This is a genomic window from Nonomuraea sp. NPDC050547 (assembly GCF_044457345.1).
Lineage (GTDB): Bacteria > Actinomycetota > Actinomycetes > Streptosporangiales > Streptosporangiaceae > Nonomuraea.
In genome coordinates this window covers 1-20,597 of sequence record NZ_JBITGW010000040.1, presented here as the reverse complement: position 1 = coordinate 20,597, position 20,597 = coordinate 1, and the positions used below count along the sequence as shown (strand labels likewise).

Sequence of the window (20,597 nt, the reverse complement as noted above, 5' to 3'; positions counted from 1 at the left end):
GATGGGGTCGTGGATGGGCTGACATCGATCCGCGCGGTGGCCGATCACTTCGGCCTGCCGCTCTCGACACCGCACTACTGGGAGCGGCGCGGGCTGGTGGTCCCGCACCGGCGCTCGGGGCAGCGGTTCTACGACAGCGCTCAGGTGTACCGGGTGGCGTTGATCCGGCTGTGGCGGCAGAGCGGACTGATGGGGATCGACGAGATCGCGGCGCTGCTGTCGCGGACCGAGAACCGGCAGGACGTCGTGGACACCCGGATGGCCGACATCGACGCGCAACTGGACCGCCTGGCCGCCGCCCGGCGGTACCTCGGCCACCTGAAGCAGTGCCACCACGGCCCGTCACTGGAGGACTGCCCCGAGTTCAGAGCCGGGATCCAGGTACCCGAGCCGGCGAAACACTGATCATCATCCGGTACGGCCGGCACCACAGCCCCAGGTCCGGCCCGGCGTGAGCCAGTTCACCTGCCATGACTGTCACAGGGCGGCACGCCAGTCCGTCCAGACGCATGAACGATTCCCCGACCACGCCGGAGATCACCATGGTTGGCCTTGAGAACGCACCGCAGACCACCGCCGCCCGACCGGCGCGCCGGCGCCGCCGGCTCGCGGCCGTGCCGGCGCTGCTGGTGACCGCGCTGCTGTTCGGCGCCTACGTCTGGCAGCCCGCCGAGGACGGGCGCGCCTTCCGCTCGCCCTACCTGGCCCAAGCCGGCTCACGCTACGCCGACACTCCCCTCGCCCGCTTCCACTACGTCCAGGCCGGTTCCGGCACGCCGGTGATCCTGCTCTCGCCCGGCGGCACCTCGGTCATCGGCTGGAAGGACCAGCTCAACGCCCTGGCCCGCGACCACACGGTCTACGTCGCCGACCTGCCCGGCCAGGGCTACACCCGGGTGAAAGACCCGGACTTCGCCTTCGACCTGGACTCGATGGTCACCGCCGTCGGCGCGTTCATGGACGGTCTCGGTGTACGGCAGGCCGCGCTGGCCGGCAACTCCTGGAGCGGCGGCTGGGCCCTGGCCTTCGCGCAGCGCCACCCCGACCGCGTCACCAAGCTCGCCCTGCTGGACGCCACCGGCCTGGACCTGCCGGGCACCGTGATGTGGGAGTCCCTGAAGATCCCTGTCGTCGGCGAACTGGCCGTCAAGCTGTCCACCGGCAGGTCCACCGTGCGCGGCCTGGCCGAGGGCATGATGGTCAACAAGGGCCGCGTCACCGATCAGCTGGTGGACGAGTGGTGGGCGCCGATGACCTTCCATGACAACATCCGCGCCACGTACCTGCTGGAACGCCGCCTCGACTGGGCACAGACCGAACGCGCCCTGCCCGCCACCAGGACTCCGACGCTGGTGCTGTGGGGCAGGCAGGACACCGTTCAGCCGGTCGAGCGCGCCCGGCGGTTCGCCGACCTGCTCCCGAACGACCAGCTCGTGATCCTGGACGGCTGCGGCCACGCCCCCCAGCTGGACTGCCCGGACCCGGTCAATCGCCATCTGCGGACGTTCTTCGCCGGGTGAGGCAGGATTCGATCACCTGGGCGAGGAGGCAGAGCTTCGGGTTGCTCTTCGCGCTCTTCTGGATCCAGCGCACCACCGCCAGGTCATCGCCGGTCATCGTGGCCAGGGAGCATCGCAGGATGGGCTTGATCCTGGGCGATCTGGTCACGCGGGCGTAGCGGATCATCGCGCGGTCGGCATCGAGGGCCGGCCTCAGGGCGGACAGTTCGGGCGGGTGGTGGCGGGCCAGGCGGGGCCCGTACTGGAGGACGTCGAGGAAAGGCCAGGTGAGCAGGTAGTCGCGCAGCTTCGCCCAGTCCTGCCAGGCGAGGAAGGTGTCGGCCGCGAAGAGCCGGTCCTCCGGTGACGCCGGGTTGACGATCGCGAGGAGGTCCAGGCCGCGGGCCTCGCGTAAGACCGCGCGGATCGGTTCGCGCAGTTGCGGATGCCGGTAGCCGGCCGTCAGCCGGCCGGTGTCGAGGGCGTCCAGGCGGCCGTTCAGCAGGTCGTGGATCATGTGGCCGCGGAGCGTGGGGGAGCGCTCGATGAGCACGCGGATCGCGCGTGGCAGGCGGGGGGAGACGAGGACCTCGATGAGCAGGTCCGCATCACCGACCACGCTCATGTCGTCCAAGGCCGGGTCGCTGACCTGGCTCCCGTGCCTCAGCAGGTGGCTGGACAGCTCTCGGGTGGGGCCGGCCAGCCACAGCCGCCAGCCGTGCCCGCTCGCCTCGGGGTCGAGCCGGGTGTGGTTGCCGAACAGCGCCGGCCAAGGTTCTCCGCCGCGCAGCGCCTGGGACCACAGCGCCGCGAGCTCGCCCCCGCGGGCGGTGCGGCACCGGTCCCGGGCGAGGTCGGCGGTCGGCGCGTGCTCGCTGCGCCGGGCGGCCTGCACGAGGTCGATGGGCATGAGGCGCTTCAGCATCCTGGCGAAGGGCGCGAAGTCCTGATCGTCTCGGCGCAGGCTCTGGCGGAGGAACCAGTCCTCCAGTTCCAGTTTCCTGAGATGCTCGGCGATGATCGTGTGGGGCCACAGGAGCCCGGGGACGGGCGTGGTCACGGACTCGCCGATCTCCAGGAAGCCGTCCCGGTCGCCGACCGCCAGCCGTACCTTGGCCAGGTGGGCGTGGCCGTGGGGCGCCAGGTCGCGCGCCGTCAGTTCGTGCAGCAGCTTGAGCGCCGCGTCCGGGTCGTGCCAGTCGGGGTGGAACAGCCTGTCGATCACCTTCTGGTCGCCTCGGGCGATGATCGCCTCCAGCGCGGTGGCGCGTACGACGGGGATGCCCTGAAGCACGGAGAGCACCAGTTCGTCGTCGCTCAGGCCCGTGCGCCGCAGGACGTCCCAGATGGCCGGGTCGCCACCCGTGCGCCAGCGCCGCCACAACGTGCGGATCGCCGCCGGGTCCCCGCGCCTGGCCCGGAAGGACAGCCACCAGATCACCCATCGAGAATGGTGCAGGGAAACGCCGCTGGGCAAGGGGCGTCCGGGCGAACCAGCCGCCTCCGGCATCAACCGATCGGCTGATGCCGGAATCCACCACTCCGCTCTCCGGCCGGACGATCCGCCACCCATGCTCCCCGCGCGATTCTCAGGACATGCCCACACACCAGGAGCCCGCTCTCCGCACCATCGGACTCCGCAAAGCCTTCGGCGACCACGTGGCCGTCGACGACATCCACCTCACCGTCCCCGCGGGATCCTTCTACGGCCTGGTCGGCCCCAACGGCGCCGGCAAGACCACCACCCTGGCGATGGCCGTCGGCCTGCTCCGCCCCGACGCCGGCAGCGCCGAGATCTTCGGCGTCGACGTCTGGCGCGACACCGTCCAGGCCAAGCACCTGATCGGCGTGCTGCCCGACGGGAACGCCATGCCGGAACGGCTCACCGGCCGCGAGGTTCTCACCTACCTCGGCCTGCTGCGGGGCCTGCCGCCCGCCGTCGTCGCCGAGCGCACCGACGAACTCCTCCACGTCCTCGAGCTCGACGCCGCCGAGCGGACCCTGGTCATCGAATACTCCACCGGCATGCGCAAGAAGATCGGCCTGGCCATCGCCCTCCTGCACGCGCCCCGCCTGCTCGTCCTGGACGAGCCCTTCGAGGCCGTCGACCCCGTCTCCGCGGCCACGATCAAGACCATCCTGCGAAGGTTCGCCGGCAACGGCGGCTCCGTGATCATCTCCAGCCACGTCATGGCCCTCGTCGAGCAGCTCTGCGACCACGTCGGCGTCATCTCCGACGGCCGGGTCGTGGCCGCCGGGCCACTGGCGGAGGTACGCGGCGCCGCGACCCTGGAGGACGCCTTCGTCGACCTCGTCGGCGCCCGCACCGGAGGAACGGAGGGCCTGGCATGGCTCACGGCCTGACCCTCGGCCCGACCGCCTTGGCGCGGCACATGATCCGCATGCGGCTGGCGCTCATGCGCAACTCCCTGCGCGGCGACAACGCCACCAACCTCTACACCGGCGTCTCGGCCGGGCTGATTCTGGCCTTCGGCACCATCGCCGTCGCCGTTCTGTGGCCCGTCCACCTGCCCGTCACCCTGGCCGTGTGGCTCGCCGGCTGGATCTTCGGCCCCATCTTCATCGGGGGCGGCAACGAGGCCCTCCGCCCCGAATACTTCTCCATGCTCCCGGCCACGCCGGGCCGGATCGCGGCGGCGCTGCTCGCCGGAGCCTTCGCGGGCCCCGCACCTGCCATCAATCTCGTCGCCCTGCTGTCCCTGCCCGTGTACGGCTGGCGCTTCGGCCCGGCCGGAGTGCTCATCGGCCTGGTGGCAGCCGTCACCACGCTCATCACGATGGTGATGATCTCCCGCGTCATCGTGGCGCTCATCGGCCTGTTCGTCAGATCCCGCGCCACCGCGGCCGCCGTCGGCATCGTGACCGGCACCGCCATCGCCCTGTGCAGCAACGGCTGGGCGCCCGTCGCGGCGCTGGGCGGCACCGACACCTCCGCGTGGTCCCAGGTCCTCGTGCGCGTCCTGCCCTCCGGATGGGGTGTGGCCGCCATCGAAGCCCCCTGGCCCCTGGCCCTCGCCATCCTCGTCGCCGGCGCCGGCGTGATCGCCCTCCTCCTGGCCGCCTGGGCCGGCCTGTTGTCGCGACGCGTCGTCTCGGCCGCACGCGGAGGCGTGCCACCCCGCGGCGGCACCCCCCGCCCTCTCCCCAGCACCGGCGGCGCCCGCATCACCGCCGCCAAGGAACTGCGCGCCTGGTGGCGCGACCTCGTCCGCATCCAGCTGCTCGCCACCGCCTTCTCCTACGCCATCGTCACCCCCCTCCTGCTCCTCGCCCTCGACGCCTGGATCATGGTCCCCTTCGCGGGACTCATCGCGATCGTGATGGCCGCCGCGTCCTCGGCCAACCTCTACGGCTCCGACGGCACCGCGCTCTGGCTCACCCTCCTGACCCCCGGCGCGGAACGCGCGGACGTCCGCGGCCGCCAGCTCGCCTGGCTCCTCGTCGTCGGCCCGGCAGCAGTGCTCCTCTCCCTGGCCGGCACCCTCGTCAGCGGCCTGGCCTGGGCCTGGCCGTGGGTACTCGGCCTGCTCCCCGCCCTGCTCGGCGGCGGCGCCGGGATCATCGTCCTGCTCGCCGTCACCTCGCTCGTCCCCGGCACCGACCCCCACAAGCGCGGCGGCAACCCGCTCAGCACCGGCGCCGACGAAACCGCCGAAACCAGCCTCGCCTGGCTCGTGCTCGTCGCGGTCCCCGCCACCGGCCTGCCCGCGGCCGGCGCCATCCTCCTCCACCCCTGGGCCGGCATCGCCACCGGTGTGCTGACCGGCGCCCTCAGCGCCTGGGGTTTCGGCAGGATCGCGTACCGCAGACTCGAGAACCACGGCATCGACCTGCTCAACCTCATGAAGCACGGCCCGGCGCCCGAGGCCGGCAAACCCGCCGCCGCGGACCTCCCCGTCCTGCACCGCATCGGCGTCACGATCAGCTACGCCATCGCCTGGCTTCCCCTGTTCCCCCAGGGTCTCGTGCCCTTGGTCATGAAGATCTTCGGCATCGGGGGTCCCGGGTGGTTCCTCGCCCTTCATCTCCCGCCGATCTGGCAATGGCCCACCGTCATCTTCATGATCGCCCTGGGGCTGCTCATGTACGGCTACGCCATCCTCATCCCCATGCGCCTAAACTCGCCCTCGACCACCACCACCAGGTGATACCCGTCCATACCCCGAGAGGAGGGCGAGCCCCGGATGAACGACCCCTTCCCGATCTCCACCTGGGAACGACGCTTCGAGCGCGTCGTCGAGATCGTCCCGTACATCACCCTCGGCGCCTCCCTCGTCATCAGCCTGGCCGCACCCGACCGGCACGAAGGCGGGATCCCCCGTACTCTCGCGCTCACCGCCCTGGCCCTCGCCTGGATTCTCGGCGCCCGCACCCTCATCCCCGCCGCGGTGCGCCGGCGCAGGGCCGCCGTCACCATTCACTTCGCCGGCGTCCTGGCCACCGCCGCGCTGCTGACCCTCCACCACCCGAGCTTCATCATCTACTGCATCTCCGGCTTCTTCCTCGCCGCCCACTTCGCTCCTTCCCGGTGGACCTTCGCCGCCGTCGCCGCCACCTCCTTCGTCCTGTACGGCTCGTCGCTCGACTGGAGCCAGGCCACCCTCCAGCTCATCGTCTTCTACCTGGCGATCATCGCCGTGCAGACCGTCGCCATCGGCGGCGGTTCCATCGCAGGCATCAAGATCGAGGACCGGCAGCGCAAATATCGGAAGGCGGTCAGCGACCTCCAGACCGCCCTGGAGGAGAACGCCGGCCTCCACGCCCAGCTCCTCACCCAAGCCCACCAGGCCGGCATCCTCGACGAACGCCAGCGCATGGCACGCGAGATCCACGACACCCTCGCCCAGGGCCTCACCGGCATCATCACCCAGCTACGCGCCGCCCAGCGCGTCGAGGACTCCGACACCCACGTCGAACTCGCGCTCAACCTCGCCCGGGAGAGCCTCACCGAAGCCCGTCGCTCGGTCGCCGCCCTGCAGCCCCACCAGCTTGAGGACGCCCACCTCCCCGAAGCCATGACCACCCTGGCCCGCAACTGGACCCAGACCACCGGCGTCGACCTCCACGTCGAAGTGACCGGCGACCGCGTCCCCCTCAGCCCCGCCATCGAGGTCACCCTGTTCCGCGTCGCCCAGGAAGCCCTCGCCAACGTCGCCAAGCACGCGGGCGCCACCCGCGCCGGCCTCACCCTCTCCTACACCGGCGCCGTCGTCCTGCTCGACATCCGCGACGACGGCAGCGGCATCCACAACCCCAGCGGCAAAGGATTCGGCCTCAGCAGCATGAGACAACGCCTACGCGGCGTCGGCGGCACCCTCGAGATCGAGAGCACACCCGGCGAGGGCACCGCCGTCAGCGCCACCGTTCCCGCACTCCAAGGAAACCCCCGGTGATCCGCCTCCTCATCGTCGACGACCACCCGATCGTCCGCGACGGCCTGCGCGCCGCCTTCGAAGCCGAACCCGACATCCACGTCGCCGGCGAAGCCGCCAACGGCCGCGAAGGCATCGACCGCGCCGCCGTACTCGAGGTCGACATCGTCCTCATGGACCTGCGCATGCCCGAAATGGACGGCGTCAGCGCCATCACCGCCCTGCGCCACTCCCATCCCCACATCAAGGTCCTCGTCCTGACCACCTTCGACGGCGACTCCGACGTCCTGCCCGCCATCGAAGCCGGCGCCACCGGCTACCTCCTCAAGGACGCCCCCACCGACGAACTCCTGCGTGCCGTACGCGCTGCCGCCGCGGGCGAGCCGGTCCTGTCCCCTTCGGTCGCCGGCCGCCTGATGGGCCAGGTACGCCGGCCCGTGAAGGCCGCCCTCACCGACCGCGAACTCCAGGTCCTCGCCCTCGTCGCGGACGGCGCCTCCAACCGCCAGGCGGCCGCCAAACTGTTCATCAGCGAGGCCAGCATCAAGACCCACCTGCTGCACATCTACGACAAGCTCGGAGTCCGCGACCGCGCCGCCGCCGTAGGCGAGGGCTATCGCCGGGGCCTGCTCAGTTAACCGCCTGCCCGCGCAACCGTGGCTCTGGTGAAGGCCAGGCCGATACGCGCTCCCGCCTGCCGTCCCCGCCCACTGTGAACATGGCGATGTCAGGAGAGCAGCTCAGCGCGGCCATGCGGGACCGCGGGCAACGATCGTCGCGGGTTTCGCCACCCCTTAGAGGGTCGCGGCTCGCGCTGCTGAGCGTCAGCTCTCCACGCGCGTCTTCAGCGCCTCGTTCAGGCGTACGAAGTTCCTCTCGGTATGCCTACAGCGCACAGGATGGGGTGATCAAGAGGCTCAAGGGACCCCTCGTCTTCCCCCGTCGCCGACCACGCAGACGGTCGTCATCGGATGATCTTCCGGGCGAAGGCGTCGATCGCTCGCGTCGAGGACTCCACGGCTGCGAAGCCGCGTTCGAGCATGGCGTGTTCGTACGCGCCGATCGCCTCCGGCAGGCTGCCGCGGCCCCGCTGGGCGTCGATCAGGTGCCGGGCCAGGTCGGCGGCGTCGCTGAGCGCGGTGTTCGCGCCGGAGCCGCGGGAGGGCGGCATGGCGTGGATCGCGTCGCCGAGCAGGGTGACGTGGTCGCTGTCCCAGGCGGGGACGGCGACCGAGGTACCGATCGACAGGTGGAAGGTGTGCTCGGGCCAGGCTTGCTCGACGACGCGGCGCAGGGCGGGATGCGCGGTCGTGGTGAGGTCGAGGGCCCGCCGGTGCAGGCCGGAGGCGGGCAGGGCGGCGTCCGCGGCGGTGAGCCGGTCGCGCTGCACGGTGATCGCCCACATGACGAAGTCCTCGGTGTCGGTGAGGCGAAGGCCGGGCGCCAGGCGTCCGGCGGCGGCCGGAGGCGGGTTCCCGAAGCGCATGTAGCCGATCATCATGGCCGGGTCCATGCCGGTGACGGCGGCGAACGCGTGGTGGAGCCCGTCCGGCAGCGAGCGTTCGATGCCGGCGGTGACCGGGGTCTTGCCGCCGATCCAGCGGATGTCCAGGTCGTCGATCCGTGCCTGGGGAAGGCGCAGCCGGCGTACGGCGGAGCCGATCCCGTCGGCGCCGACGAGGACGTCACCGCTCACATGGGTGCCGTCGGCGAAGCAGGCCCGCACGTCATGGTCGTAGTGGGTGAGGGCCTTGCCGTAGTGGACGACGTCGTCCAGGCCGGCGAGCATGATCTCGCGCAGGGTGGATCTGCTGACCGCCCTGCCCTTCTTGATGATCGAGGTGTCGTCGGGCAGCGGGGGGACCGGGATCTCCCGAAGGTGTTCGCCTGCGGCGTCGATCAGCATCAGGCGTTCGCTGGGCTGGCCGCGGGTGGCCTCGTACAGGTCGAAGAGGTGCTCGGGCAGGCAGGCGCGCAGGGCGTCCTCGCCGCGTTCGTCGAGGTGCACGCGATGCCCCTGGGCCCGGCTGTACGGGCCGGCGTCGCGTTCGAAGACCAGCACGTCGACGCCCGCCCGGCGCAGGCCCTGGGCCAGGCAGAGCCCGCCCAGGCCGGCGCCCGCGATGAGCACGCGCAGCGGTTGGTTCATGTCAGAGCCTTTCTCTGTGTCTCGACGGGCAGATGAGCGTGTCGGCCATGACCAGGCCGCCGCTGTCGTGTCCGAGCTCGATGGCGCGGACCGGCCGCACCAGCCCCGCTCCACGCGGCACCGCCATGGTGCGCGGGTTGAGCCGGTGGTTTCGGGCCCTCTGGGTACGTCCCGTTCGTACCGGCCGAGGAGAGCCGCCATGGTCAGCCCGCTGAGGCCGCCGCCGGCGATCAATACATCCATTCTTCATCACCCGTTGGAGAATCTAGCGTCACGGCACTCATACTTCAACGTGTGTTGGAGAAAATGTAGAATCAGGGCATGAGCGGACGATCAGGCCGATGGCGCAGCGGGGAGAAGAGCCGCCACAAGATCCTGGAGGCGGCTCGTGTCCGATTCGCCGGTGACGGCTACGATCGCGCCACCGTGCGGGCCATCGCCGCCGACGCCGGTGTGGATCCGTCCATGATCAGCTACTTCTTCGGAGGCAAGGACAAGCTGTTCGCCGCCGTGCTCGAGGCGCCCGGCAGCCCGCGTGAGCCGGTGGCCGCGCTGCTGGCCCACGGCGTCGACGGCGCCGGCGCCGAACTGGTCCGGCGCTTCCTGCAGATGTGGGACGCCGGCGCGAGCCTGGAGCCGATCCTGACCTTGACCATGTCCGCAGGCAGCCAGGATCCGTCGGCGCGGATGTTGCGCGAGTTCATCGACAAGGAGTTCACGGCTCAGGTCGTCGACAGACTCGAAGGCCCCGACGCGGCGATGCGCGGCGCGCTCGTCACCGCTCAGCTCATGGGTCTGGCCGTGGCCAGGTACGCCGTGCGCGTCGAACCGATCGCCTCAGCCGGTCACGATGCGATCGTGACGTGGGCGGGGCCGATCGTTCAAGCCATGCTCGACGGTACGGCCACGCCCGATCGCACAGGTGCGATCGTCAGTGGCGGCCCCGCACCGTCACTGAGCTGAGCGGCCAAGATAGCGGCGCAGGGCCTCTCGCCCACCCGGAACGAACGGCCCTCGATCGACCACCTTCCGCAGTTCCAACTCCGTGAGCCAGGCATGCCAGGCGATCTCGGACGGATCTGGAGCCAACGGCTCGGCGATCACGGCCTCGTGCACCCCGAACCAAACGGGGCCGATCCCTTCCTCGCACAGGAACGTGAACAAGGGGCGCCCCCGGACACCGACACCCAGCTCCTCGGCCAGTTCGCGGGCCGCCGCGTCCTCATACGATTCGCCCACGCCCACGGCGCCGCCGACCATCACGTCATAGTGGCCGGGAAAGCGCACATGCCCCTCGGCTCGGCGCAGCACGAGGATCCGCCCCATCGGATCGCGGCAGATCGTCGTCGCGATCCGATGCAGCCACCGCCGGCGCACCGCCTCCGCGCGCTCCACGACTTCCAGCACGCGGTCCTGTTCGTCCACCCGCTCGATCAGCTCGCCCATGCGGTACACGGTGGCAGCCGCCACTGACAACCCGGCGACCTTCGTCACGGAACCGGTGATCTGCGGGGCCCCGGTGCGCGAATGACCTGAGTAGTCCGCGCGGGCCACTCATCGATCAGTGTCTACCTGATGAGGAGATCAGATGCGACGACGACTGAGCGCCGTCTTCGTGCTGCTGGCCGCCGTGCTCGGAGGTCTGCTGACCGGAGCGGGCGCCGCCCACGCAGACGCGCCCGACCCCGTGTGCAGACCGGCGTTGACCAACACCCCCGACATCGTCTGCACCATCCCCGTGGAATTCGACAACCGGCCGATCGAGTCCATCGAATGGACGAAGGACGACGACCCCCTTCCCCGGTTCGACAACATCCGGCAGATCCTGGTGAACTGCACACCCGGCGAGCGGTTCGTGATCGGGCTGACGGTCACATTCGCCGACGACATCATTCCCGGCGTGGGGGACACACCCGTCACGTGCCCGAGCAGAACCACCAGCATCACCAGCTTCACCTGCGGTCCGCAGCCGCTGGGAGTGAACTACGTTCTGTGCGAAGCGGTATGGGCGGGTGGGGTCGGCCCGGTCACCGCTGAGTGGTTCAGCCCGCGAGCACGCCGCCAGCCCGTCGTGAGCACCGACACGGCCGCCCGCAGGACCACGGCCGCGTTCGACTGCAACAACCCCGGCGGGACGGAACTCACCTTCACCACCCTGGTCACGGTCACCGACGCCAACGGTTCCAGGGCCTCGGTTTCCACCATCCCCTGTGGGTGGTAGCGCCGGCTGAACGTGCTTCTGCCGGACCCCGCCAAGGCCTCGCGGCGGCGTACGGACCAGTGAGCCCCGGCCGCTCTATCGGCGGCCGGGGACAGACCGTGCCCTCCTCGCGCTGAGTCAGTTCCTAGCCGCGCTCGGGCCAGATCGGGCCCTGGTCGGTCCAGGTGACACCCTTGTTGCGGCACAGGCAGAAGGGGTGGCCGACCGGGTCGGTGTAGATCCGCCAGCCGTACCCCTCGGGACCGATGAAGTTCTGCCGCAGCGTCGCGCCGAGTTCGAGGACGCGGCGCTGCTCGGACTCGATGTCGTCCACTTCGAAGTCGAGGTGGAACTGCTTGGGGTGCTCGGTGTCGGGCCACTGCGGGGCGCGGTAGTCGTCCACCCGGATGAAGGCCAGCTCGATCTCACCGAACGGGATACCGGCCCAGTTCTCGTGGCTGCCTTCCTTGATCGGGTGGCCTGTCACCCCGGAGTAGAAAGCCGCCAGCTTCATGGTGTCCGGGCAGTCGATGATGAAATCGGTGAACTTGAGCATCCCGCGAGCTTGCCAGAAGATCACGGCAGCGTGAGAGCGTGGCGCTGCACTCCGATGATTCGTTGAACCACCGGTTGCCGGGTCGTTGACCCGATAGCTCTACACTCACGCCAATGATGGAGATGGGTGACGGTACGCGGCTACGCACCTGGACGGCAGGCTCGGCGAACCCGCGGAGATTTCCCGTGGTCATGTTGCACGGCGGTCCAGGGGTCCCCGACTATCTGGCCCCGGTCGCCGCGATCATCGACGACCTGTGCCTGGTCCACCGCTACGACCAGCGCGGCACCGGCGGATCGTCGTGGAAGGGTGAGCACACGATCGCCCGCCACGTTGAGGACCTGGTGTCGTTGCTCGATGCCTGGGGGCACGACCGGGTGGTCCTGGTGGGACATTCGTTCGGAACCAACATGGCCGGCTACTTCTTGCTCGCTCATCCCGAGCGCGTGGCCGGACTGATTCAGCTCGCCGGGCCGTTCCTGGGTCCTTGGCGGGAAGCCGACCGGGAAGCACAGCTGGCACGCCGCACCGATGAGCAGCGGATCAGGCTCGACGAACTGGACGCGCTCGCATCACGTACGGGTGCCGAGGAGATCGAGTACCTCACGCTGTCGTGGTCAACCGACCACGCCGACCGGGATCGGGCGTGGGAATGGGCGCTGACAGCGGCCCACACGCTGCGGCCCGTCAACTACGCGATGAACGCCCAGCTCAACGCCGCCGGCAGGGCCGACCCGCTCGAATCACACGTGGACGCGCTTCGCGCGTGCCTGCCGCCCGGCGCGGTGATCATCGGCGGCGCGGGCGACAGCCGGCCCGCCGAGGCCCTGCGACGGCTCGGAACACGTCTCAGCTGCGAGGTCGTCATCATTCCGAACGCGGGCCACCATCCATGGCTGGAGGCGCCCGACCGGTTCGGCGCGGCGTTCCGCGCTGCGGCGGAGAGGCAGACCCGAAGAGACGGCTGACTCCGCGAGACCTATGAGCCTGGGGGGCGAGCGTACCCGCGCGTGGACGTTCCGCATTGCGCCGGGGGACAGGGGCGGGCGGTCCGCAGCTTCGCCGGGAGGCGGGGGTCAGCGGCGGGGGAGGGCGAGGGCGCAGAGGGCGAAGGCGACGGCGAAGGCGGCCTGGACGATCATGCAGACGGCGAGTGCGGTGGTGTACATGACCGATGCGGCCGTGGCCGCGGCGAGGAGTCCTCCGGCTACGGCGACGCCGAGGCCCATCGCGGCTTGTTGCGTCGTCTGGAGCGCTCCTGACGCGGCCCCGGCGGAAGCCGGGGGGACGTCGGCGATCATCGCGCCGACGAGGGGACCGAACATGAACGCCTGCCCGATGCCGACGCCGATCAGGGACGCGGCGAGAGTCCAGGAGTTCAGGCCGGTTCCTTGCAGGAACACCGAGGTCGCGGTGAGCGCGAGCAGCGCGGCCTGGATGACCCCGCCGATGATCAGCAGCCGGCGGAATCCGAAGCGTGGTGCGAGTTTCCCGGACCAGATGGAGACGACGAAGAAGCAGAGGGCGTACGGGAGCAGCACGAGAGCGGCGTGCATCGGGGTCCAGCCCAGGCCGGTCTGTGTGGTGAGGGCGTAGAGGAAGGTGAACGCGCCGAAGGCCGACTGGAGCATGAGCGCCATCACGAGTCCGACGCGGTAGGAGCCCAGGCGGAACAGGGGCGGCGGGACCAGCGGGACGCGGTCGGCGCGGTGCAGCCGGAGCTGCCACCTCCAGAACGCCGCGAACAGGACCGGGACGGCGGCCAGCAGCGCCCAGCACCATGCGGGCCAGCCGAGCGCGGCGCCCTGCGACAGCGGGACGAGCAACGAGAGGAGGGCGGAGCCCAGCAGGACGGTGCCGATCAGGTCAAGTGAGCGGTGGCCGGGGGAACTGGTGGCCGGTACCCACCGCAGGGCGGCGAGGAACGCGACGACGCCCATGACGACACTCACCGCGAACACCGTGCGCCAGCCGGCGCCGAGGAGCGGGACGGAGAGCAGTGCTCCGCCGAGGATCTGCCCGATCGCCGTCGCGCCGCCCGCGGTGGCGCCGAACAACGCGACGGCTCTGGCGCGTTCGCGGCCGTGCGTCGACGCGGTGATCGTCGCGAGCACCTGGGGAACCATCGCCGCCGCGGAGACGCCGGTGAGGGCGCGCGCGGCGATCAGGACGATGACGGTGGGGGAGAGGGCCGCCATCAGGGAGAAGAGGGTGAAGCCCGCCATGCCGAGGAGGAACAGACGGCGGCGTCCGTAGAGGTCGCCGAGGCGGCCCCCGAGGACCATCGGCACCGCGAAGCCGAGTGAGTACACCGAGACCACGAGCGACTGCTCGGCGGGGGAGGCGCGCAGAGATGCTCCGATATCGGGTACGGCGATGCCCGCGGCGGCGAAGCTGACCACCGAGAGCAGCAGGGCGGCGAGGGTGGCGAGGAGTCCGGGAAGCCCGAGCGTTCGTGGCTGGGATCGGGTCGCTGGGGTGGAAGCTGTGGTCACGTGTCGATGCTGCGTGGACACGGATCCGGGTACCAGAAGCCTGTTTATGGGGGTATTAGCCGAACCTGGATGGGCCATCGTGGGTGCAGCAGTATGGAGTCATGACCGACACGATTTCCCCGAGCGCCCGGCGTGAGCTCGGCGACTTCCTCCGCACCCGGCGCGAGCGGTTGAGTCCCGGCAGGGCCGGGCTTCCGGCCACCGGACGACGCCGCACGCCCGGCCTGCGGCGCGAGGAGGTCGCGGTGCTCGCAGGGGTGGGGGTGACGTGGTACACCTGGCTGGAGCAGGGGCGGCCGATCAACGTGAGCACCCAGGTGCTCAGAGCGGTCGGCCGGGCCCTGCACCTGGACGAGGCGGAAACGCGGCATCTGCGCAGGCTCGCCGGCGTGCGGACACCGGCCGCCGATCCGGTCGCATCCGACCCGGCTCTCCTGGCGGCCTTCCAACCGGTGCTGGACAAGCTGGATCCCTATCCCGCGTGTCTGCAGACGCGCCTGTTCGACGTGGTGGCGTACAACCGGGCCTACCGGCACCTCTTCACCGACATGGACTTGATCCCACCCGGTGAACGGAACTGCGCCGTGCAGTTCTTCACCGACCCGGACTGGCGCGGCCGGTACGTCGATGACGACATCGTCGCGACCAGGATGGTGGCGAGGATGCGTGCCGCGGCGAGTGCGGGGAGGGCGGGAGCGGATGCCTCGGGCGTGGTGGGGCGGTTGCTGGAGAGGTCGGACGAGTTCGCGCGGCTGTGGAGCCGCCACGATGTGCTTCTCCAGCACTACGAGGTGAAACGCCTGGAGAGTCCGCTGGTGGGGCTTCTCCAGCTGAACTTCGTTTCCACCGACGTCACGGAGACGGGCCACCGGCTCATGGTGATGACCCCCGACGACGAGGAGACATCGCGGAGGCTGGATGCGATGGCCGGAGCTCGGGCCGCGATGGCCTCGTCCGCGCCGGCCTTGTAGGTGATGGGGGCCGGGCGTCGGCTGAGGCTGCTCGTCACTCTCGCCTTCGCCGGGCGCCTGCTGACCTTCGGCCGGCTCGGTGCGGATCGGGTCCTGGTCGAGTGGTCGGCACGGGGTTCGTAGAGTGGGCACCATGATCTACGCAGTGATCCCGTTGACCGATACCGTCCGGCGAGCCGTCAAGGAGATGTGGGGAGCCGACGGCCATGGGGAGGCGCTGCGGCTGCATGGCGGGGAGGAGTCGGCCGCGTACCAGCTCGGGGACCATGTGGTACGCATCGGTCCCGAGTCGCGCGGCAGCGAGGAAACGGAGTGGTGTCACGCGGTCGCCCGGCACGCCGCCGACCGGATGCCCGAGGCCGTCGCACCGCTGACCACGTTCGACGGAGCGACGGTCACGCGGGTGGAAGGCCGGCCGGTCTCGCTGTGGCCCCTTGTCCAAGGGCGCTGGCCGCAGGAGTCGGAGCAGGCGCTCCAGGCGGCCCGTCTGCTGGCTCGCCTCCACAACGCCCTGTCCACGGCCCGCCCGGGACCTCGCCCCGTCCGGTCCTTCGCGGAGTACGGGCTTCTCGGAGCCGAGGACGGCCCGGGAGGGCACGGCGGCCTCGACGACCCCGATCTGGATCTCTGGCTCACCGAGTTCCACCGTACGCACGCGAGCCGTCATCCCTTGCACGGCGACTACTACGCGGGCAACACGCTGGTTCGTGGCGACGTGCTCGCCGCCGTCCTGGACTGGGACGAGTCCTTCGTGGGCGCTCCCGAGTACGAACTGGCCGCCGCCGCGACCGAATGGGGAGAGGACGAGCCTCATCTGGTACGCCGGTTCGTCGACGCGTACCTGGATGAGGGCGGAACGGCCGCAGACCTCGGCGACGAGGCGCTGGCCCAGCTGATCAGGCACAAGCTGCGCAGGGAGGCCGCCTACTTCGAGGTGTCCGTCGCCCGCGGTGTCAGGCACGACCAGGAGGACCTCGACTACCACCACACCCGGCTGGAGCTCTTCCACGGCCTCCGGCCCTGATCCTCAGGTCACGCACGCCGGGGCACGCCGCGCGGTGGTTCCCCGCGCAGCAGGTCCCGCCAGTCGGCCGGCCAGTTGAGCAGGGCGAAGACGAACATGATCATCAGGTTGGCGGGGGCGGCGACGCGTTCGTAGAGTTCGCTGCCGGCCACGATGTGCGTCGTGGTCGCGGCGGTGAGGACCAGGATCAGGGCCGTCGCGCCGATGAACCTGAATCGCCGGCGGGGGATGACCAGCAGGACGGCGCAGACCCCCTCGATGGTGCCGACCACGAACCTGAACCAGGACGGGTAACCCCAATCGGCGAACTTCACCGAGTACGCCGGCCCGAAGAACGTGGGTCCGGGCCAGTACTTCGTGACGAAGCCCATGAAGAAGGTGAACGCCACGAACCAGTAGAAGGCCGTGAGCAGCCGTCGCGGCCACACGCGGGTGGACATGGTGGTTTCCTCCGTACTCCTCGTGTGCGCCGGTCACATCGGCGACGGCCGGCGGGTCATAGACATGACACGACCCGACGAAGGAATGTGACCGATGGGTGACCACGAGTTTCTGGCCGGCCGATTCGAGGAGCATCGCCGTCACCTGCGGGCGGTGGCCTACCAACTGCTCGGTTCGCCGAGCGAGGCCGACGACGCCGTCCAGGAGGCGTGGCTGCGGCTCAGCCGTTCCGACACCGGCGAGGTGGAGAACCTGCGGGGGTGGCTGACCACGGTCGTCGCCCGCGTCTCGCTGAACATGCTGCGCTCGCGCGCCACCCTTCGCGAGGACCCGTTGGAGGCGGTGGCCCCGGACCCGGCCGGCGACGGCGGGAACGATCCGGAGCAGGCCGCGCTGGTGTCCGACTCGGTCGGCCTGGCGATGCGGGTGGTGCTCGACACGCTCACCCCGGCCGAGCGGCTGGCCTTCGTCCTGCATGACGTCTTCGCCGTGCCGTACGAGGAGATCGCACCGATCGTGGACCGCTCCCCGGCCGCGGCCAGGAAGCTCGCCAGCAGGGCCCGGCGGCGGGTCCAGGGGGCGGACCCGCCGTCCGGCGCCGACCTGCTGCGGCAGAGGGAGATCGTCGCCGCCTTCCTCGCGGCCTCACGGGGCGGCGACTTCGGCGCCCTGCTCGCGTTGCTCGACCCGGACGTGGTGCTGCACGCCGATCGTGCGGCCGTGCTGACGGGCGCGTCCGGACGGCTCCGCGGCGCCTCGGCGGTGGCCGGGACCTTCCGCGGCCGTGCCCAGGGCGCGCGGCTGGCCCTGATCGACGGCGCCGCCGGAGCCGTCTGGTCAGCGGGCGGGCAGCCGCGCGTGGCGTTCGATTTTACGATCACCGGGAGGCGGATCACCGAGATCAACCTGATAGCGGACCCCGATCACCTCCGCGAGCTGCACCTGGAGGTCGTCGAGGACTGACCGCGCCGGCCGAGTGATCAGCCGTCCCGCGCCGATGGGTAGAGTCCGGCCTGGCGGTAGACCGCGGTGAGGTAGCGCAGCATCTCGGCGGCGTCCGGCGGGTCGGGCTGCAGGACACGGTAGGTGACCGCGCCGGCCATCATGTCGATCAGCACGTCCAGGTCGGCGTCGGCGGCCACGGTGCCGTCCCGCTGGGCGCGGCGCAGCATCGCGGCGGCCAGTTCGCGGCGGGGCAGGATGTAGTGCTCCCAGTAGACGGCCATCAGCTGCGGATGGCTCACCGCCGAGCCCATGATGCGGGCGACCAGCGCCCGGAAGTCCGCGCCTGCGGCCATCTCGGCAGCCGCGGGCAGGACGCGCTCGACGATGTCACGCGGCCGCAGGGCGTGGACGTCGGCCGCTGAGGGGATCACCTCGGCGCGGACCCACCGCTCGATGGCCTGGGCGAGGAGATCCTCTTTGCTGCTCCAGCGGCGGTAGAGGGTCAGCTTGCCCACGCCGGCACGCTTGGCGACCTGCTCCATGCTGGTGCCCTCGACCCCCCGCTCGACGAACAGTTCCAGCGCGGCGGCCAGGATCGCGGTGTCGGTCCCGGGATCGCGCGGACGTCCCCGGCCCCGGGTGGCGGTCATCCCAGGGCTCCGTCCAGCCAGCGGGTGACCTCGGTGGAGCCGCCCTTGCAGGCCAGGTGGCCGTCCGGGCGGATGAGCAGGGCGAGCCCGCCGGCGGAGGTGGTGGGGCGGAGCCGGACCACGCGGTCGCCGAGCCGCCGCCGGGCCGCGTCGAAGGCGACCTCGGCGCCGAGCACCGCCCAGGTGCCGCGCAACTCGGCATTCAGCCGGGTACGGCTGCCGTCGGGACGCTCGCACGCCAGATCGCCGACGCGGTCGCCGGGACGGGGCTTGGCGCCGCGCCCGCCGCCGAGCGGGCCGCGCCGGTAGCTCACCCACAGCTGGGAGGTGCTGTAGGTGGTCCACCGCTGGATCCACGCCTGGTTGAAGACGCGCAGCAGTACCTGGTCGCGCAGCAGCCGGCCGAGCGGGCCGCCCGCGATGTTGACCTTGGTGGCGGCGGTGCTGCCGCGCAACACCGCGGTGGCCAGCGGACGGCGTTCGGCCTGGTAGGTGTACAGAAGAGCGTCCCCGGCCCGGCCCTGAACGACGAGGGCGAGCTTCCACGCGAGGTTCTCGGCGTCACCGAGCCCGGTGAGCATGCCCTGGCCGCCGAACGGGGCGTGCACGTGCGCGGCGTCCCCGGCCAGCAGGATGCGTCCGGCGCGGTAGGCATCGGCCAGACGCCGGTGCACGCTGAACAGCGACGCCCAGGTGACCTCCCCCAGGCGCAGGCCGGACAGCCCGGTCCGCGCGGGGAGGATACGCCGCATGCGCTCGGCGATCTGCTCCTCGGCGGGCTTGTCCTCGTGGAAGGCGGCGTCGTAGGCGATCAGCCGCCACAGTCCGCCCGGCATCGGCATGGCGCCCAGCATGCCATCGGCGTGTACCCAGCCGCTGGTGCCCGACCGGTCCAGCGCCGGTTCGCCGTCAAGGTGGCCGTCGACGAGCAGGAACCGTTCGCTGACCTTCACCCCCGGAAAGCCGATGCCGGCCAGCTTGCGCACCGTGCTGCCGGTGCCGTCGCAGCCCACCATCCAGCCGGCCCGGACGGTGGTGCCGCCGGCCAGCACCGCGGTGACGCCGGTGCCGTCCTGGCGGGCCTCGACCAGGCCGTCGCCCCATTCCGGCCGGACGCCGAGCACGGCCAGCCGTTCGCGCAGCCGCGCCTCGACCCGCGCCTGGGAGATCACCATGGGCGGAGCGGCGGTGCCCAGCCCGGGGTCGCCGAACCGGATGCGCATCATCGGCCGGTCACCGGCGTAGGTGGTGATCGTCATCGCCCGTACCGACTCCTGCGGCAGGCCGTCGAGGGCACCCAGCCGGTCCAGCACCTCCGAGCCCCTCGCGTGGACGAAGTTCGCCCGGGAGGTGGTGGCCGGGAGCGGGGCCCGATCGATGACACGGACCGAGACGCCGTGCTGGAGCAGCCCGCACGCCAGCGCGAGCCCCACCGGTCCGGCTCCGACCACCAGGACGTCCGTGTCCATCGAACCTCCAATATATTTACGAGACGGGTCCGTAAACAAATAGTGCCGCTAATGATCCGGCTTGTCCAGTTCGTATCCACACGGCTACTGGGGCCTGCCTGCGGGTCCGGCGCGTCAGCCGGCTGACACCTTCACGAGGGCCAGCCGTAGGGGCCGAACCGCCCCCAGGCGACGAGCACGCAGAGCATGAGCAGGACGGCGGTGACCTTCAGCCCGGCCGGCTCTTTCCTGCGGATGTGCATGGCGCCGGCCAGCGCCATCATGATCGCCAGCCCGGTCGCGGCGATCGGCGTCAGGACGGGTGCGATCCCGGCGGCGGCCGGCACGATCAGCCCGATCGTGCCCAGCAGCTCCGTCACGCCGATGGCCCGCACGGCCGTCTGGGAGAACATGGCCGTCCACGGATACCTGCCGGCCAGCTCGTCCTTGAGCCGGAGGAGTTTCTCCAGGCCGGACATGGCGAACATGGCGGCGAGGACCGCCTGCACGATCCACAAGAACACGTTCATGGAGGTGTCTCACCTGTTGTCGTTCGGGGATTCCGTCGTCCGGGCGACGAACGGGCGGCCGCCGGGGGGACAGCCTCGATCGGGGACCTCAGCGACACGATCGGGGGTCCGTCCTCGAACGGGAAGGTCCACGTCGGTCGTCCGGGCTCCATGAGGATGACGCAGTCGCTCTGCTCGTGACCGGGAAGTGGGGGGGGGGGGGGGGGCCCGCGCCCCCACCCCCCCCCCCCCCCAAAGCCCCCGGGGGGTGGTGCCGGGCGGGGGCGCGGGTTGCGCGGGGCCCGAACTAGACGGCC

Annotated in this window: 22 protein-coding genes; 12 read left to right on the top strand and 10 right to left on the bottom strand. The window is 70.9% G+C overall.

All coding sequences use genetic code 11. The features are described from left to right. The first annotated feature begins 9 nt into the window (after positions 1–9). Together ACIBHY_RS53745 and ACIBHY_RS53740 are read left to right on the top strand one after the other, a co-directional pair. Positions 10–405, top strand: coding sequence for a MerR family transcriptional regulator (locus ACIBHY_RS53745; RefSeq protein ID WP_397310945.1), 396 nt, complete (start codon positions 10–12; stop codon positions 403–405). Positions 406–509: 104 nt separating this feature from the next. After that, positions 510–1,520, top strand: coding sequence for an alpha/beta fold hydrolase (locus tag ACIBHY_RS53740; RefSeq protein ID WP_397310944.1), 1,011 nt, complete (start codon positions 510–512; stop codon positions 1,518–1,520). On the opposite strand, the gene ACIBHY_RS53735 is transcribed toward ACIBHY_RS53740, so the two are convergent. After that, positions 1,486–2,940 (bottom strand): hypothetical protein, encoded by a 1,455-nt coding sequence (locus tag ACIBHY_RS53735; RefSeq protein ID WP_397310943.1) that lies wholly within the window; start codon positions 2,938–2,940, stop codon positions 1,486–1,488. The two genes, ACIBHY_RS53740 and ACIBHY_RS53735, sit on opposite strands and share 35 nt — an antisense overlap. 155 nt (positions 2,941–3,095) lie before the next feature. On the opposite strand from ACIBHY_RS53735, the gene ACIBHY_RS53730 reads away from it, so the two are divergent. From ACIBHY_RS53730 to ACIBHY_RS53715, 4 genes are read left to right on the top strand one after another with little or no spacing between them, the layout of a single operon-like run. Then, positions 3,096–3,863 (top strand): ABC transporter ATP-binding protein, encoded by a 768-nt coding sequence (locus tag ACIBHY_RS53730; protein WP_397259385.1) that lies wholly within the window; start codon positions 3,096–3,098, stop codon positions 3,861–3,863. After that, positions 3,848–5,668 (top strand): hypothetical protein, encoded by a 1,821-nt coding sequence (locus ACIBHY_RS53725; RefSeq protein WP_397310942.1) that lies wholly within the window; start codon positions 3,848–3,850, stop codon positions 5,666–5,668. Before ACIBHY_RS53730 ends, ACIBHY_RS53725 begins: the two co-directional genes overlap by 16 nt. Positions 5,669–5,704: 36 nt before the next feature. Beyond that, on the top strand, positions 5,705–6,913 hold the full coding sequence (locus ACIBHY_RS53720; protein ID WP_397259381.1) for a sensor histidine kinase: 1,209 nt from the start codon (positions 5,705–5,707) through the stop codon (positions 6,911–6,913). Beyond that, positions 6,910–7,530 carry a response regulator gene (locus tag ACIBHY_RS53715; RefSeq protein WP_379612589.1) on the top strand — a complete coding sequence of 207 codons (621 nt, stop codon included), beginning with the start codon at positions 6,910–6,912 and terminating at the stop codon, positions 7,528–7,530. The genes ACIBHY_RS53720 and ACIBHY_RS53715 overlap by 4 nt, the downstream gene beginning before the upstream one ends. A gap of 326 nt (positions 7,531–7,856) precedes the next feature. Here the strand turns inward: ACIBHY_RS53715 and ACIBHY_RS53710 are convergent, their stop codons facing one another. Next, positions 7,857–9,041 carry an FAD-dependent oxidoreductase gene (locus ACIBHY_RS53710; RefSeq protein WP_397310941.1) on the bottom strand — a complete coding sequence of 395 codons (1,185 nt, stop codon included), beginning with the start codon at positions 9,039–9,041 and terminating at the stop codon, positions 7,857–7,859. A 1-nt stretch (position 9,042) separates the two neighbouring features. Further along, a complete protein-coding gene (locus ACIBHY_RS53705) occupies positions 9,043–9,168 on the bottom strand; it encodes a hypothetical protein (protein WP_397310940.1) in 126 nt (41 codons plus the stop codon). Between the two features lie 194 nt (positions 9,169–9,362). Between ACIBHY_RS53705 and ACIBHY_RS53700 the strand changes: the two genes are divergently transcribed. After that, complete coding sequence (locus ACIBHY_RS53700) at positions 9,363–10,004, top strand: TetR family transcriptional regulator (RefSeq protein WP_397310939.1); 642 nt, start codon at positions 9,363–9,365, stop codon at positions 10,002–10,004. Here ACIBHY_RS53700 and ACIBHY_RS53695 read toward each other — a convergent pair. Further along, positions 9,993–10,487: an NUDIX hydrolase gene (locus ACIBHY_RS53695; RefSeq protein ID WP_397310938.1), complete on the bottom strand. Its 495-nt coding sequence runs from the start codon at positions 10,485–10,487 to the stop codon at positions 9,993–9,995. The genes ACIBHY_RS53700 and ACIBHY_RS53695 overlap by 12 nt on opposite strands. 142 nt (positions 10,488–10,629) lie before the next feature. On the opposite strand from ACIBHY_RS53695, the gene ACIBHY_RS53690 reads away from it, so the two are divergent. Then, positions 10,630–11,262 (top strand): hypothetical protein, encoded by a 633-nt coding sequence (locus ACIBHY_RS53690; protein WP_397310937.1) that lies wholly within the window; start codon positions 10,630–10,632, stop codon positions 11,260–11,262. 124 nt (positions 11,263–11,386) lie between these two features. Here the strand turns inward: ACIBHY_RS53690 and ACIBHY_RS53685 are convergent, their stop codons facing one another. Continuing rightward, positions 11,387–11,797, bottom strand: a complete 411-nt coding sequence (locus tag ACIBHY_RS53685) for a VOC family protein (RefSeq protein WP_397310936.1) — start codon at positions 11,795–11,797, stop codon at positions 11,387–11,389. Between the two features lie 113 nt (positions 11,798–11,910). Between ACIBHY_RS53685 and ACIBHY_RS53680 the strand changes: the two genes are divergently transcribed. After that, positions 11,911–12,765, top strand: a complete 855-nt coding sequence (locus tag ACIBHY_RS53680) for an alpha/beta fold hydrolase (RefSeq protein ID WP_397310935.1) — start codon at positions 11,911–11,913, stop codon at positions 12,763–12,765. 108 nt (positions 12,766–12,873) lie between these two features. Here the strand turns inward: ACIBHY_RS53680 and ACIBHY_RS53675 are convergent, their stop codons facing one another. Beyond that, positions 12,874–14,292 carry an MFS transporter gene (locus ACIBHY_RS53675; protein WP_397310934.1) on the bottom strand — a complete coding sequence of 473 codons (1,419 nt, stop codon included), beginning with the start codon at positions 14,290–14,292 and terminating at the stop codon, positions 12,874–12,876. A gap of 101 nt (positions 14,293–14,393) precedes the next feature. Here ACIBHY_RS53675 and ACIBHY_RS53670 point away from each other — a divergent pair, with 101 nt between their 5' ends. Together ACIBHY_RS53670 and ACIBHY_RS53665 are read left to right on the top strand one after the other, a co-directional pair. Further along, entirely contained in the window at positions 14,394–15,263 is an 870-nt protein-coding gene (locus tag ACIBHY_RS53670; protein ID WP_397310933.1) for a helix-turn-helix transcriptional regulator, read from the top strand. A 133-nt stretch (positions 15,264–15,396) separates the two neighbouring features. Next, on the top strand, positions 15,397–16,287 hold the full coding sequence (locus ACIBHY_RS53665) for a phosphotransferase enzyme family protein (protein ID WP_397310932.1): 891 nt from the start codon (positions 15,397–15,399) through the stop codon (positions 16,285–16,287). 8 nt (positions 16,288–16,295) lie between these two features. Here the strand turns inward: ACIBHY_RS53665 and ACIBHY_RS53660 are convergent, their stop codons facing one another. Then, on the bottom strand, positions 16,296–16,727 hold the full coding sequence (locus ACIBHY_RS53660) for a DoxX family protein (protein WP_397253250.1): 432 nt from the start codon (positions 16,725–16,727) through the stop codon (positions 16,296–16,298). Positions 16,728–16,821: 94 nt separating this feature from the next. Here ACIBHY_RS53660 and ACIBHY_RS53655 point away from each other — a divergent pair, with 94 nt between their 5' ends. Continuing rightward, the gene (locus tag ACIBHY_RS53655) at positions 16,822–17,691 is read left to right on the top strand and encodes a sigma-70 family RNA polymerase sigma factor (protein ID WP_397253248.1); all 870 of its coding nucleotides are present in this window, start codon (positions 16,822–16,824) and stop codon (positions 17,689–17,691) included. Between the two features lie 17 nt (positions 17,692–17,708). Here ACIBHY_RS53655 and ACIBHY_RS53650 read toward each other — a convergent pair whose 3' ends face one another. The 3 genes from ACIBHY_RS53650 to ACIBHY_RS53640 all read right to left on the bottom strand — a co-directional run bounded on the left by ACIBHY_RS53650 (position 17,709) and on the right by ACIBHY_RS53640 (position 20,301). After that, the gene (locus ACIBHY_RS53650) at positions 17,709–18,323 is read right to left on the bottom strand and encodes a TetR/AcrR family transcriptional regulator (protein ID WP_397253246.1); all 615 of its coding nucleotides are present in this window, start codon (positions 18,321–18,323) and stop codon (positions 17,709–17,711) included. Continuing rightward, positions 18,320–19,792 carry an FAD-dependent oxidoreductase gene (locus ACIBHY_RS53645; RefSeq protein ID WP_397310931.1) on the bottom strand — a complete coding sequence of 491 codons (1,473 nt, stop codon included), beginning with the start codon at positions 19,790–19,792 and terminating at the stop codon, positions 18,320–18,322. The genes ACIBHY_RS53650 and ACIBHY_RS53645 overlap by 4 nt, the downstream gene beginning before the upstream one ends. A gap of 131 nt (positions 19,793–19,923) precedes the next feature. After that, on the bottom strand, positions 19,924–20,301 hold the full coding sequence (locus tag ACIBHY_RS53640; RefSeq protein ID WP_397310930.1) for a DoxX family protein: 378 nt from the start codon (positions 20,299–20,301) through the stop codon (positions 19,924–19,926). Positions 20,302–20,597: the final 296 nt, after the last annotated feature.

Bases quoted from the DNA above. Each gene is read 5' to 3' on its own strand.
- ACIBHY_RS53725 (WP_397310942.1), top strand. From the start codon at position 3,848: ATGGCTCACGGCCTGACCCTCGGCCCGACCGCCTTGGCGCGGCACATG.
- ACIBHY_RS53690 (WP_397310937.1), top strand. From the start codon at position 10,630: ATGCGACGACGACTGAGCGCCGTCTTCGTGCTGCTGGCCGCCGTGCTC.
- ACIBHY_RS53665 (WP_397310932.1), top strand. From the start codon at position 15,397: ATGATCTACGCAGTGATCCCGTTGACCGATACCGTCCGGCGAGCCGTC.
- ACIBHY_RS53685 (WP_397310936.1), bottom strand. From the start codon at position 11,797: ATGCTCAAGTTCACCGATTTCATCATCGACTGCCCGGACACCATGAAG.
- ACIBHY_RS53645 (WP_397310931.1), bottom strand. From the start codon at position 19,792: ATGGACACGGACGTCCTGGTGGTCGGAGCCGGACCGGTGGGGCTCGCG.
- ACIBHY_RS53700 (WP_397310939.1), top strand. From the start codon at position 9,363: ATGAGCGGACGATCAGGCCGATGGCGCAGCGGGGAGAAGAGCCGCCAC.
- ACIBHY_RS53640 (WP_397310930.1), bottom strand. From the start codon at position 20,301: ATGAACGTGTTCTTGTGGATCGTGCAGGCGGTCCTCGCCGCCATGTTC.
- ACIBHY_RS53670 (WP_397310933.1), top strand. From the start codon at position 14,394: ATGACCGACACGATTTCCCCGAGCGCCCGGCGTGAGCTCGGCGACTTC.
- ACIBHY_RS53740 (WP_397310944.1), top strand. From the start codon at position 510: ATGAACGATTCCCCGACCACGCCGGAGATCACCATGGTTGGCCTTGAG.
- ACIBHY_RS53720 (WP_397259381.1), top strand. From the start codon at position 5,705: ATGAACGACCCCTTCCCGATCTCCACCTGGGAACGACGCTTCGAGCGC.
- ACIBHY_RS53710 (WP_397310941.1), bottom strand. From the start codon at position 9,041: ATGAACCAACCGCTGCGCGTGCTCATCGCGGGCGCCGGCCTGGGCGGG.
- ACIBHY_RS53650 (WP_397253246.1), bottom strand. From the start codon at position 18,323: ATGACCGCCACCCGGGGCCGGGGACGTCCGCGCGATCCCGGGACCGAC.
- ACIBHY_RS53730 (WP_397259385.1), top strand. From the start codon at position 3,096: ATGCCCACACACCAGGAGCCCGCTCTCCGCACCATCGGACTCCGCAAA.
- ACIBHY_RS53695 (WP_397310938.1), bottom strand. From the start codon at position 10,487: ATGGGCGAGCTGATCGAGCGGGTGGACGAACAGGACCGCGTGCTGGAA.
- ACIBHY_RS53680 (WP_397310935.1), top strand. From the start codon at position 11,911: ATGATGGAGATGGGTGACGGTACGCGGCTACGCACCTGGACGGCAGGC.
- ACIBHY_RS53705 (WP_397310940.1), bottom strand. From the start codon at position 9,168: ATGGCGGTGCCGCGTGGAGCGGGGCTGGTGCGGCCGGTCCGCGCCATC.
- ACIBHY_RS53660 (WP_397253250.1), bottom strand. From the start codon at position 16,727: ATGTCCACCCGCGTGTGGCCGCGACGGCTGCTCACGGCCTTCTACTGG.
- ACIBHY_RS53655 (WP_397253248.1), top strand. From the start codon at position 16,822: ATGGGTGACCACGAGTTTCTGGCCGGCCGATTCGAGGAGCATCGCCGT.